11 protein-coding genes and 1 pseudogene are annotated in these 13012 nt (G+C 39.7%); 3 read left to right on the plus strand and 9 right to left on the minus strand.

Annotation, left to right across the window (positions count from 1 at the left end):
• Nucleotide 1 precedes the first annotated feature (1 nt).
• Nucleotides 2-3208, plus strand: a complete 3207-nt coding sequence (locus V7L01_RS28365; protein ID WP_335040772.1) for an AAA-like domain-containing protein — start codon at nucleotides 2-4, stop codon at nucleotides 3206-3208.
• Between the two features lie 203 nt (nucleotides 3209-3411).
• Here the strand turns inward: V7L01_RS28365 and V7L01_RS28370 are convergent, their stop codons facing one another.
• The 8 genes from V7L01_RS28370 to V7L01_RS28405 all read right to left on the minus strand — a co-directional run bounded on the left by V7L01_RS28370 (nucleotide 3412) and on the right by V7L01_RS28405 (nucleotide 10797).
• A complete protein-coding gene (locus V7L01_RS28370; RefSeq protein ID WP_335040774.1) occupies nucleotides 3412-4365 on the minus strand; it encodes a transposase in 954 nt (317 codons plus the stop codon).
• Nucleotides 4366-4368: 3 nt separating this feature from the next.
• Nucleotides 4369-6084: an urease subunit alpha gene (gene ureC, locus V7L01_RS28375; protein ID WP_335040776.1), complete on the minus strand. Its 1716-nt coding sequence runs from the start codon at nucleotides 6082-6084 to the stop codon at nucleotides 4369-4371.
• Nucleotides 6085-6148: 64 nt separating this feature from the next.
• On the minus strand, nucleotides 6149-6454 hold the full coding sequence (locus V7L01_RS28380) for an urease subunit beta (protein ID WP_335040778.1): 306 nt from the start codon (nucleotides 6452-6454) through the stop codon (nucleotides 6149-6151).
• A 21-nt stretch (nucleotides 6455-6475) separates the two neighbouring features.
• The gene (ureA, locus tag V7L01_RS28385; RefSeq protein WP_190736634.1) at nucleotides 6476-6778 is read right to left on the minus strand and encodes an urease subunit gamma; all 303 of its coding nucleotides are present in this window, start codon (nucleotides 6776-6778) and stop codon (nucleotides 6476-6478) included.
• Between the two features lie 42 nt (nucleotides 6779-6820).
• Nucleotides 6821-7660 carry an urease accessory protein UreD gene (locus V7L01_RS28390; protein WP_335040780.1) on the minus strand — a complete coding sequence of 280 codons (840 nt, stop codon included), beginning with the start codon at nucleotides 7658-7660 and terminating at the stop codon, nucleotides 6821-6823.
• A gap of 55 nt (nucleotides 7661-7715) precedes the next feature.
• Complete coding sequence (locus V7L01_RS28395; RefSeq protein ID WP_335040782.1) at nucleotides 7716-9020, minus strand: photosystem II assembly protein; 1305 nt, start codon at nucleotides 9018-9020, stop codon at nucleotides 7716-7718.
• A complete protein-coding gene (locus V7L01_RS28400; RefSeq protein WP_335040784.1) occupies nucleotides 9013-9951 on the minus strand; it encodes an SPL family radical SAM protein in 939 nt (312 codons plus the stop codon). Before V7L01_RS28400 ends, V7L01_RS28395 begins: the two co-directional genes overlap by 8 nt.
• 66 nt (nucleotides 9952-10017) lie before the next feature.
• Nucleotides 10018-10797, minus strand: coding sequence for a class I SAM-dependent methyltransferase (locus tag V7L01_RS28405; protein WP_335040786.1), 780 nt, complete (start codon nucleotides 10795-10797; stop codon nucleotides 10018-10020).
• A 99-nt stretch (nucleotides 10798-10896) separates the two neighbouring features.
• Here V7L01_RS28405 and V7L01_RS28410 point away from each other — a divergent pair, with 99 nt between their 5' ends.
• On the plus strand, nucleotides 10897-11754 hold the full coding sequence (locus V7L01_RS28410; protein ID WP_335040788.1) for a ParA family protein: 858 nt from the start codon (nucleotides 10897-10899) through the stop codon (nucleotides 11752-11754).
• A gap of 15 nt (nucleotides 11755-11769) precedes the next feature.
• The gene (locus tag V7L01_RS28415) at nucleotides 11770-12003 is read left to right on the plus strand and encodes a hypothetical protein (RefSeq protein WP_335040790.1); all 234 of its coding nucleotides are present in this window, start codon (nucleotides 11770-11772) and stop codon (nucleotides 12001-12003) included.
• Nucleotides 12004-12188: 185 nt separating this feature from the next.
• On the opposite strand, the pseudogene V7L01_RS28420 reads toward V7L01_RS28415, so the two are convergent.
• Nucleotides 12189-12992: pseudogene (locus V7L01_RS28420) on the minus strand (Rpn family recombination-promoting nuclease/putative transposase).
• Nucleotides 12993-13012 lie beyond the last annotated feature (20 nt).

Below are 13012 nucleotides of genomic sequence, written 5' to 3' on the forward strand. Positions count from 1 at the left end.
AATGAATTCACAACCAAATTCTTTATATGACTATACAGTGGGGGGAAGTTTAGAATCTGATGACCCTACTTACGTAGAGCGACAGGCAGACCAAGACCTCTACAACGGACTAAAGTCTGGGGAATTTTGCTATGTACTCAACTCGCGGCAGATGGGAAAATCTAGCTTACGAGTTCGAGTAATGCAACAGCTGCAAAAAGATGGCATTGCTTGCGCTGTGATCGATCTCTCAAAAATTGGTAGCTTTGATGTTAACCCTGCTCAGTGGTATGCAGGGTTGATTCTAGGTCTTATAAAGGGCTTCAACCTTTCGAGTAAGGTTAATCTACGCACTTGGTGGCGTGAACATGATGACTTACTTTCTCCTGTGCAACGCTTGAGCGAGTTTATTGAAGAAGTCTTGTTGGCAGAGATTGATCAAAAAATAGTTGTCTTTGTCGATGAAATTGATAGCATTCTCAGCTTAAATTTCTCAATGAACGACTTTTTTGCATTTATACGAGCCTGCTACAATGAGCGTGTTGACAACCCACAATACAAACGTCTCACTTTTGCTCTAATAGGAGTGGCAACTCCTTCGGATCTGATTCGAGATAAAAAACGTACCCCCTTTAATATTGGTAAGGCAATTGAGTTAAATGGCTTTCAATTTGATAAAGCCCGACATTTAGCTAGAGGATTAAAGGGTAAAGTTAACAATACTGAAACTGCACTCAAAGTAATTATAGAATGGACAGGTGGGCAACCCTTTCTGACCCAGAGGCTTTGTAATCTTGTCCTTATTACCCAATTGTCAATTCTAGAGGGACAAGAAGTAGAATTAATTGATAAACTTGTACAATCACGCATAATTGAAAATTGGGAATCCCAAGATCAGCAAGAGCATCTCAAAACAATTAGCGAACGGATTTTTAAAAGTGAGAAAGGTACAGCACAACTTCTAGAAATCTATCAGAAAATTCTGCAATCGGGCGAGATACTAGCCGATGAAAGTCTTGAACAAATGGAATTGCTATTATCCGGCTTGGTAGTCAAACAACAAGGGAAATTAAAAGTTTACAACCGAATTTATAAGGATGTTTTTAACCTGAGTTGGATTACTAAGACGTTAGCAAAACGGCAAGATAGAGCAAAGAATTCAGCTTTTGAATATTCACCGTATGAATACCAAACAGGAGGAAGTCTTCCACCTAATGCCCCTAGCTATGTAGTGCGGCGGGCAGACCAAGAACTCTACACAGCAATCAAGGCTGGAGAATTCTGCTATGTACTCAACTCGCGGCAGATGGGCAAGTCTAGCTTACGAGTGCAAACGATGCGTAGGTTGCAATCAGAAGGAGTTTTGTGTGCTGTAATTGATCTTACAAGCATTGGTAGCTTTAATGTCACTCCAGATCAGTGGTATGCAGGTATAGTTAACACGCTTCAGACAAGTTTTAATCTCTCCAACAATTTTAATTTACTCAGTTGGTGGCGTGATCATAATCATCTAGCTCCTATAGAACGCTTAAGCAAATTTATTGACGAGGTACTATTAGCAGAAATCCTCGGAAACATCGTTATTTTTATAGATGAAATTGATAGTATTCTCTCCATCCATTTCTCAGGAGACGATTTTTTTGCGTATATTCGCTCTTGCTACAACAAACGTGCTGATCAGCCAAAATACGAAAGGCTTACGTTTGTGCTGTTAGGGGTAGCAACGCCTTCAGATTTAATTCAAGATAAACAACGCACGCCTTTCAATATCGGTCGGGCAATCCAACTCGACGGATTTCAGTTAGATGAAGTTCAGCCAATGATTCAAGGTTTAACAGGTAAAGTTGACAATCCGCAAGCTGTCATGAGGGAAGTACTGGCTTGGACTGGCGGTCAACCCTTTCTTACCCAAAAATTGTGCCGATTTATCCTTAAAGCTGAGTCTCTTATTTCAAGAGGTGGAGAGGCTAAATGGCTCAAAGACTTGATGCAGTCAGATGTAATTGAAAATTGGGAATCTCAGGATGAGCCAGAGCATTTGAGGACAATACGTGATCGAATATTGAGGAATGAGCAGGTTGCTTTTCGTTTGTTGGGGCTGTATCAGCAAATTTTGCAGCAAGAAGAAATTCTCAGTGATGGTAGTTCTGAACAAATAGAGTTACGTCTATCAGGGTTAGTCGTTGAGCAACAGGGAAAGCTAAAAGTTTACAACCGTCTCTATGGGGAGATATTTAATCAGCAATGGTGCGAGAATACACTAGCAAAACTGCGCCCCTATGCCGAAGCATTAAATATCTGGGTAGCTAGTGAGGGTCAGGATGATTCACACTTATTGCGGGAAAAAGCACTACACGATGCTCAAACTTGGGCACGAGATAAAAGTTTAAGTGATTTAGATTATCAGTTTTTAGCTGCCAGTCAGGAGTTAGAAACGCGTGAGATTCAGAAAAGATTGGAACTAGAAACAGGAAAAGTTGCAGTAGCACTAACAGAAAATGTTCTCTTGACTGAGGCACAAAATAAAGCACTCAAAGCAAAGCGGAGGATTTTTATAGGAGCTACCGTACTCGGTAGTACCTTCTGGCTGCTAGGCTTCATTTTTTTACCACCTTGGCTTGCTGTTTTTTATAACAATCGCGGATTAGATAATCGGCTGGCTGGTAAATTAGTTAGCGCACAAAGCGACTTTTCTTGGGCAATCAAATTCAATCCAGACTATGTAGAAGCTCACTACAATCTGGGAATACTTTATGAAGACTTAAAAGATTTTGAGCGTGCCCATGCAGAGTATAAGATTGCAGCAGAAGGTGGACTCAATGTAGCTTACAATAACTTAGCTAGATTATATATTTTAGAGAAAAACTATTCAGAAGCGGTTTCTCTACTCCAGATAGGAATTACACAGGTACAGAATGATGATAACAAACCACTAAAATATGCAATGCTTAAAAATTTGGGATGGGCTAGACTAAAGCAAAATCGATATCCTGATGCAGAAGCAAACCTACTAGAGGCAATTGAATTACAAAAATCTGCGAAAGTAACAACTAATATTGCTGCCCCTCACTGTTTACTAGCACAAGTAATGGAAGCACAACAGAACAAAAAATTCGCTTTAAAACATTGGGAAGAATGCCTTAGTTATGCATCTAGTTATAATCCTGATGAAGATGCTTGGATTGGTCTAGCACAACAACGTATTGCCGAAGACATCAAAGACAAATAATGAAAAGCATAATGTATTTATAAGGCTAAATCGAATTGTAGATAGTACCGCAATTATGTTGAATGATTGAAAGTTGTGGACTGTGAGCGCACTCTCTCTTCAAAATAGGCGATTATTCATCTATAAACATTACAACTGTTTCTAATTGACTCAAATCTACTTCATACGTCGCCGGCATTGTTAATGCATCGGAGCGATCGCATTTATTTCTCAGAGGTGAGATTATCTAAAACTTGCTGAAATTCTGCTGTGGAAGGAATTGCGATCGCACTTTTGAAAAGCGTTTTTAGCACAGATGGTTCTTCTATCTTATTGATAACTTCGACAATAGAGTTTGACACTTCTCCAAATCGTGTTTCTAGCACTGTAATTATGCTTTCTCTAGCATTTTCGACAATTCCTTCTTCTTTTGCTAGCCTTTCAATACTAGTTACGTACCGCATTCTATCTGCCTCCTCGTAACTTCTAACTTCTGTTTTAAAACTAAGTGCCAACTCTTTTGGCAAAACCATTATCCAGTCGATAAACCGAAATAATTCCCGAATATCTTCTCGGCTATATCCCCGTTCATACAGCCGTCTGACTAGGCTTAGTTTCCACTGTAGCCGATTTTGTGGGTTTCGTTGCGTTGCCTTGGTCTTGAGATGCGCCATCACAATTACACCAAAGGGGTTGGTAGTTTGTTCTAGGGTTTCCCACCCTTGCTCATAGTCCAACAGTTTCGCCACAGGGAACTCTAAGCTGACGCGACATCCGCCCAGTTGATAGCTGTAGCTAGAAGGCCGCCAATTTGTTTGTTCATCTGCTAACACTGCTAAACTAATGACTCGCTTTTTATGACGGTCAAATAAGCGGTAATTATATGTGTACATCCGTTCGGCAAATTGACTGTCATATTGCCCTTGGACTTCCACATGAACCAATACCCAAGCTTCCTCTCCATCCAGTAGCCAAACTTTTGCGACTTTATCGACCAAACGCCGCCCAATTTCTGCATCCGGTTCTAGTTGTTGCAGTTCTGTGTCCAGAAATTCATAAGGTCGCGTCCAGTCGATTTCAGCATAAGCTTGGGTGAAAAAGAATTCCAGAAAGCGGAGAAAATATAGCTCAATGACTTCTTTCCAAGGACTATCGTAATCAGTAAGTTGCTCAGTCATGAATTAAAACAAAAAGTACCTCTGTGCCATTGGTAAAACTGTCGCAGGTTCACAAATCAGCAACTCACCATCAGCCCTGACTTGGTATGTTTCTGGATCTACTTCAATGTGGGGTAGTGCATCATTCAGCTTCATATCCTGCTTACTCAATTGGCGTGTTCCAGAAACTGCAACTGCTGACTTTTGTAAACCTAGCTGGCTGGGTATTTCTTTCTCTAAAGCTGCTTGGGAAATAAAAGTTAATGATGTGGCATGACGCGCCCCTGCAAAACTACCAAACATTGGCCGCATATACACTGGTTGCGGTGTGGGAATACTGGCGTTGGCATCGCCCATTTGCGACCATGCAATCATTCCACCTTTAATAACTATCTCTGGTTTCACGCCAAAAAATGCAGGACGCCACAAACATAAATCTGCTAATTTTCCCTCTTCCACTGAACCGACATATTCAGCAATTCCGTGAGCGATCGCAGGGTTAATCGTATACTTAGCAACATATCTTTTCGCCCGAAAATTGTCTGCTTTTTGCTCAGTTCCTTGTGGGTTAAGAGTTCCCCGTTGCACCTTCATTTTGTGAGATGTCTGCCAGGTGCGAATTATCACTTCGCCTACTCTTCCCATCGCCTGGGAGTCGGAAGAAATCATGCTAAATGCGCCTAAGTCGTGCAAAATATCTTCAGCAGCAATGGTTTCCCGACGGATGCGAGATTCGGCAAAAGCGACATCTTCAGCGATCGCAGGGTCGAGGTGATGGCATACCATCAACATATCCAGGTGTTCATCTAAGGTGTTGAGAGTGTAAGGGCGTGTGGGATTGGTAGAAGATGGCAAAACGTTGGCTTGGCTGCAAACTTTGATGATATCTGGTGCGTGTCCACCGCCTGCGCCTTCAGTGTGGTAGGTGTGGATAGTACGATTTTTAAAAGCTGCGATCGTATCTTCAACAAATCCGGCTTCGTTCAGGGTATCAGTATGAATCGCTACTTGCACATCATATTCATCGGCAACGCTGAGGCAAGTGTCAATTGCTGCGGGTGTAGTTCCCCAGTCTTCATGAAGTTTTAACCCCATTGCACCGGCGGCTACTTGTTCTACAAGTCCTTGAGGTTGACTAGCGTTACCTTTGCCCAAAAATCCTAAGTTGACGGGAAAAGCATCAGCAGCTTGCAGCATTCGGTAAATATTCCAAGGGCCAGGGGTACAGGTAGTGGCATTTGTACCTGTGGCAGGGCCAGTACCGCCGCCGATCATGGTGGTAATCCCGGAAGCGATCGCAACTTCAATTTGTTGGGGGCAAATAAAATGAATATGGGCATCAATACCGCCAGCAGTGAGAATCATTCCTTCCCCTGCTAAGGCTTCGGTTCCAGGGCCAATAATAATATCTACATTATTTTGAATATAAGGATTTCCGGCTTTACCAATTTTGAAAATCTTGCCATCTTTAATGCCAATATCCGCTTTGACAATACCCCACCAATCCAGAATTAAGGCATTGGTAATCACTAAATCTACAGCACCATCGGCATTAGAAATGGGGGATTGTCCCATCCCATCGCGGATGACTTTACCGCCGCCAAATTTCACTTCGTCGCCGTAGGTGGTGAAATCTTGTTCAACTTCAATAAATAATTCTGTATCTGCAAGTCGGATGCGATCGCCTATTGTGGGGCCATAGGTTTCGGCGTAGGCGCGGCGATCCATTCTGTAAGGCATATAAAATCCTTTTTTTTTAACGCAAAGGGACGCGGAGGGAAGCGCAGAGGTACGCAGAGGGTTTTTAGAGATTTCCGTTGATTTTGGCGTTGAAGCCGTAGACTTGGCGAGTACCAACTAGGGGGATTAGAGTTATTTGTTTTTCGTCGCCTGGTTCAAAGCGGACTGCGGTTCCTGCGGGAATATCGAGGCGCATTCCTCGCGCTTGTTGTCTGTCAAAGTTTAAGGCGGTGTTAACTTCATAAAAGTGATAGTGGGAACCGACTTGTATGGGGCGATCGCCTGTATTTGACACTTGTAATTTTATAGTTGGACGACCAACATTTAGTTCAATTTCACCTGCTGGTGTGATAATTTCGCCAGGAATCATAATAAATTCAAAAATTAAAAGTTAACGAATTGGATTATGTACTGTTACTAACTTTGTGCCATCAGGAAAAGTAGCTTCTACCTGCACTTCATGCACCATTTCAGGTATTCCTTCCATGACATCATCTCGTGTTAAGAGAGTTGTACCATAACTCATCAATTCAGCTACAGTTTGCCCATCCCTTGCACCTTCTAAAATGGCAGCCGAAATATAAGCGATCGCTTCTGGATAATTCAGTTTTAAACCCCTTCCTTTTCGTCTTTCTGCTAATAAAGCAGCAGTAAAAATTAATAGCTTATCTTTTTCCTGCGGCGTAAGTTGCATTCCTACCTCCTCCTCTGAGTTCTCCGCGCCTCTGCGGTTCGTTCAAACCTGCCAAACTCTTGGTATACAATTACCACAATTCAAAAAAGAAACTCGCAGCAACTGCCAAACATCAATAAACCAGTTTCTCACCTCAGATGTAGAAGCACCGCGATATCGACACAATAATCCATGTTGTAATCGGCTAACACCCGCTTCTCCTTCCCCATTCCATAAATTTCGCGTTTTTTCGACAATTTCTGCTGAAACTGCACCACAAACCCAAACTAGACTACCTACGATTGGTTTTCCACCCAAGCCGTGGGGACTGTGAAAAGTTTCCTCGCTACCCCGTAACCATTGCCGATCAATCCACAAGGGAATACCTTGCTGCCATATTTCCGTGTGCGATCGCCATTCTCCTTGCAAGAATTTTTCTCCTCTAGCACTGCGACCAAATCGGGTAATTTCCCAGCCTAAAAAGCTAGCCCCGGTTGCTAATTCTACCCGTAAATCTTGCCGATAAATCGCGTCGTTAAATAAAATTGTCTCTTGCGGCAACCATTCTAAACAAGCACCAGTATCAACCTGCATCTGGATGGTTTGTCTAGCTTGTAAGCCATTGCTGCGATATATCTTGCTTGCAGCCGCCGTAGTGATTAAGGCTTGGGTTTGGGGTTGGAGGTGGATGTTAGAGGATAAGCGATCGCCTCCCACCATTCCCCCAGCCGTGTGTAAAATGACGCTATGACAAACTTTTTGACCCTCTGGATAAAATGGGCGTTGTACCTTCAGGGGCGCTTGTTGGTGATTGTAAATTAATTGGGTTGCACCTTGGCGATCGGCATAGACTAAATTAAGTTTGCCATGCCAACCTTCTGCTATTTGTGAATTGCAGGTCATTTATAAATTCAAGATTAAAGTTCAGATACCTTATATTTCTTTAATATATTCTCTGCTATTTTACCTGCAATTTATCATGATTTTTAGCCAAGATTACATAATCATCTAATGCATAGTTTGACTGATGCTTCTGACCAAAATACTGTTGCAGTATTGGACTCATATACAGTTTTTTTGGTAATTTGTCTTGAGCAAACTTAGCAAATTCAGCACCGGGCAAAGAGGTTCTTGAACTTGTTGAGGTTAGATACCTATACCAGACTAACTCTAATCCCAGTTCCGCTAGAAATTTATCCACTACATTTTTTTCCTGTTCTTGGTTTTCAACTTGGTGAACATCGTAAATTTGGAATAACTTTTTGTTTTGCACAATTAGCAGGATATAACCTGAATTTTTTAAGCTAGTGGCAAATATTTGCTTGTAAGTATTATTAGCTTCAACCCTCTTCGCTTTATCTATAAAGAAGCAGTGGGAAATTACAATAAAGTCGAAAAAGTCTTTGGGTAGATTATTCGATTGAGTTGTCCAAGTAAAAATATCAGTAGTAACAAAGCGGAAGTAAGCATTCACTGTAGTTAGACGCGATTCTATATATCGTCGCCAAAACTGAAGCCCACGAAACTGGAAAGCATCTTGTTTTTCTAAAGAGTAGTAGGATATATGCATTTGTGGGATATGAAAAAAACCGCTACTACTTTGGAGAAATAAAGCTAAACCATAAGCAACTGTTCCTGGCCCTGCTGCAATATCAAGGATATTAACCTTACTTGGTAGTAAAGCATCCTGGTAAATGAGAAACCAAGCTAAATATATGCAATATACATTGTCTAAAAAATACTTCATAAAGTAGACATGAGGAGTTAGACTAAAACGGTAGTCTGGATCTTGTCCAATTTTTAAGTTATTAATATCCTCAAGAGCATCTTCTAGCTTAATAAATAATTGTTTTTCAGGAATTTTGCTAAATTCTTCTTTGAGATATTCAACTAGTTTTGATTCAAAATCATCAAATATACGTTCATCAATACCAGTAAATTGCAGTTTATATTCATCGTGCTGTATTAAATTAAAAGCTTTATAGATATATTTAACAAATTCCTCATCTTGAATTAATATAAAATCATCTTTTTGCTGAGATGCTTCTGTTAATTGTTTACTTAAAGTTTCTGTTTGTCGTTTGTATTCTTGAGAATAGCGTTCAAGTTGAAGTTTATCCCTAAATAGTTTTTCTAACCATGAGAATCTGGCACCTGATTTTTGAATTTCTTGCAATAATTGCGTTGAACGTCGGATATCCCCGCGTCTCAAAGATAATTTAAACTGCTGACTTCGCCACCAATTTCTGATAGGATTATTCATAACCAAATCCCTCTTTACCTTCCATAATTTCTACACTTGGAAGCCGAGAAACTAACTTTTCCTTAAATTTCATATAGCTTAATTTCTCATCGTCATACCACCAAGCGTATTTTTGCTTAATTTCTTCAGCTTCTTGGCGAGTTGATGCGATGAGAGAACGACTCTGGCTAGCATGAAAAGTTTGAATTACAACCCTATCGGCGATGGCTAATTTGTTAATGAAAGCAGCTTCATCAGTTGGGAAAGTAGGAAGTAGAGGGGTAATAGTGATAGATATTTTAGGAACAAAACCTTTGAAATAATCAATACTTTGTTTAATTTTAGTTATAGCATTTAGTCTGGCTTTAATACTGGGCGATCGCGGTTCAAAATCTTTTCTCACTAATTCGCTCCCAGTGGGAATGCTCATATTAATTCGCAATCGCTTAAATCGTTGTAAATAATCAATATCTCTAGTAATAATTGGGCTACGAGTTTGAATCACCAAAGTTGGAGTTGGATAACCGTCAATCCCCATATCTAGCATTACCTCTAACAACCGACGAGTCAATTGATGTTTAGACTCAAGTGGTTGATAAGGATCGGTAACGCTACTCATGTATATACTAGGAGGAGTCTGGGGATTTTTTTCATACCATTTTTTTAATTCTTTCGCTAAAATTTCAGCAGAATTTTCCTTAAAAATTACCCATTTTCCCCAATCTTGGCGCATTTGAGCATTAGGAGTAAATGCAGCAGCATAGCAATAACTACAACCGTATTGACATCCCCTGTAAGGATTGAGAGTAAAATCATAATTACCAATAAAACCAGTAGCTTTTGTTAAGAGTGATTTAGCATTTTGTGCATAAACATTAACATCTCCAAACTTTTCTTTGACTAATTTGGTAGGAATGCATTCGCAATAACCTTCATATTTTGGTTGTGCCATCTGAATCCTGATATTTATTGAGAGTGAATTAACGCACTCGACTTTTTATGATTCCCATTTTTATTTTTAAATTACTTCCCCAAGGTGTACGCTAGTGCGATAGACCATATAGACAAAACCACTCTCATCACGAAAGCGCTGATATAGTTCTTGAAATCTATCAATAAGCTGTTCGTATGCCAAGCCTTCACACGGCAAATAAGAAACACTCATTGCTCGTCCAATAAGTCCAGTTAAATCTAACTGTTGTCTATAAGTAAAATTATATTCACGGATGTTAATAAAATGGGGAGTTACTAACAATGGCTCTACCGACTGCATTCGAGATTCTGCCGGGTGATTATTAGATGCTTCGCGGACTATTCGGCTATATTCTGTAGTTAAGGCATCCTCTTGATCGCGATTATTCCATACCACAGCCAAGCGTGCTGATGGTTTTAAAATACGGTGGAATTCCAATAAAGTTGGTTCGGGATTGAACCAGTGGAAAGCTTGAAAACAAGTAACTAAATCAACTGAATTATCAGGTAGTTGGGTAAATTCTGCTGTTCCATCACGAAACTCAATCAAAGGATGTGATTCAGCAGCTTCTCGCATCGCCGCGTTTGGTTCTATGGCTATGACATTAACTCCACGTTCAGCTAACAGTCTTGAAGCAATTCCCGTACCTGCACCAATATCTGCTGCTACGAGTTGTGAATTTTCACCTAATCCTTCCAAGATAATATCAATTGCATCTGCGGGGTAACTTGGTCGATATTTTACATAATCCTCTGCTCTGTCAGAAAATCGATTGAGTGGGTTTAAGGTGTGTAAGGGGGTTGTTTCAGGATTAATTTGGCTCATAGGTTTTGATATAAAAGTAAAAATGAACCTGTTAGTTGGGCGTATTTTCAGGGAAGCATAGAACTGTAGCTCATGAAATGCGTCAATCTACCAGAAATTATGACAGCTAAAGTGATAAGTATTTGCAACCTCAAGGGTGGAGTTGGTAAAACTACCATAGTCATGGCATTAGCGGAATATTTAGCAGGCGATACAATGTACAAAAAGCGTGTACTTGCTATTGACCTTGATCCTCAAACTAATTTGACTAGTGCTTTAATGTCTGAAGATGTTTGGGAAAGACAATTTGAAAGTAAAAGATTGACATTACCTTATTTATTTAAAGATCCTGAATATTTTTTAGAAAATGTTAAAAGCGAAAATTTTATAGTTAAACAAAACATTTCAAATGTTAGAAATAGAAATTCTTTTGCCCAATTACATCTAATACCTAGTAGCCCAAGGTTATTTGAAATTCAAGAAGAATTGCCATCGGGCTATTATTCTTGTAACTTAAAACCTGTTGAGCTTATTCGTACAATACTCAAACCTTTATTAAATAATTATGACTATATTTTAATAGACTGTGCCCCAAATATTAACACAGTAATTAAAAGTGCTTTCTTAGCTAGTGATGGTTTAATAATACCCTGTGTACTAAACAGAATGTCAATTCATGGATTAGATTTGTTACTTGAACAGATTGAAAAGTTTAACAGATATTATATACATAACTTAAAAACAGTAGGAACTTTGATTTCGCGTTACAACGGAACTAAAGTCCAAACTGAACATTTAAACTCTATTAGTGTGAATCCGTTCTATCCACCAGTTTTTGAAAGCAAAATTTTAGAAAGAGCAAAAATTGCAGAAGGTTTAGAATTGAGTAATTATTTGACATATAAACAAAAATATGATGATTCTCACGATTCTATGGTGAAATTAACTAAAGAATTTATTCAGAGAGTAGGTAAATAATGGAAGCATCACAAATTGCAGATTTATTTAAGAGCGATCGCAGAAGTTGTAGAATCCGATCCAAAACTTGCCAAGGCTGTAGAAAAATGTCTAAATAACAGTTTAAACTCTCAGAAAAGTAAGAATTTATCCGAGGCAACACCAAAGCAATCAGATGCTAGTAAAACTCTCGAAAATGGCGATATTATCCTAACTGAATGTCGGCAAATTTTACGCGGACAGGGTGAACAACAACTGAGGCTGTACTGAGCTAGGAGAACAGGTTAGAGAATTATTAAAACACGGTCAACTTGACCCGAAACGCTCTATGCGCCGCCGGAAGGATTTGAATATTATTATTGAGCATATTATTCAAAAATTGCAAGCTCAAGATAAAAGCGGTAAACTACTTGCAGCTTCAATCTCTAAAATATGATGCAGCTTTATTAATTTCTCTATTGCTGTTCTAGCCAAGCTATCAAATCAGCAATTTCCGAAAAATCAAGCAGTTCCTCTCCCAAATTCTCTAACTGTTCGGCAGATAAATTACGAACCTGCTCAACTAATGATCCATCAAGATCACCAAAACGCCGCTTAAGTAGACGACTAATCAATTTAAACGCTTCCTTTTGAACAATATCTTGATAAATTACAGATTCTTTCATAATATCCTCCCGCAAAAATTGCCGAACCAAATCCTTTTAAAACCGCAAACCCGCCAGAATTTCTACACAACCCGCAATATTTTGCCGCTCCTCTCTATCTGGAATTGTAGCGACTTGTTCAGCCACTTGTGCCAGTAAAGTTTGTGGCGAGTCAGTTCGCGTCAAACTTGCTAAAGGTAACAGCGCCGGATTAGCCAAAAATAGTGTTGAATCTTGCTCCCAAAGACGAATAACCTGATATTGGTGAATCGTTGTGTTGTCCCGATATTCTTCAGTAAAAGCAATTTCGTTAGTAGTTTCTTGCAAAAAGATTAGCACTTGCACTACAGCACAACGGTATTGACGCTTCAATCTCACAGAATAATCGAGCATTCGGAAATTAAGCGCCGGATTAGATTTCGCCAAAGTTTGAAATTCAATGTGCAAAATTTGGTTAGCTGCTTGCAAAAATGTCACAGAATCCGCGCGAATTGGTTCAAGCGTGAGTTCCGTTTTTAAGACTTCAATTTGTTGCACCTCTACCCCAAGTAACCAACGCACAAAGTCGGCTGGGTACTGTTCAGCTAAATATTTACAAGCGTTGTCGTAACTCACCCTCTTCCTCTTCTTTTGAC

Origin of the sequence: Nostoc sp. (assembly GCF_036917095.1) — a bacterium.
Classification (GTDB): Bacteria; Cyanobacteriota; Cyanobacteriia; order Cyanobacteriales; family Nostocaceae; genus Nostoc.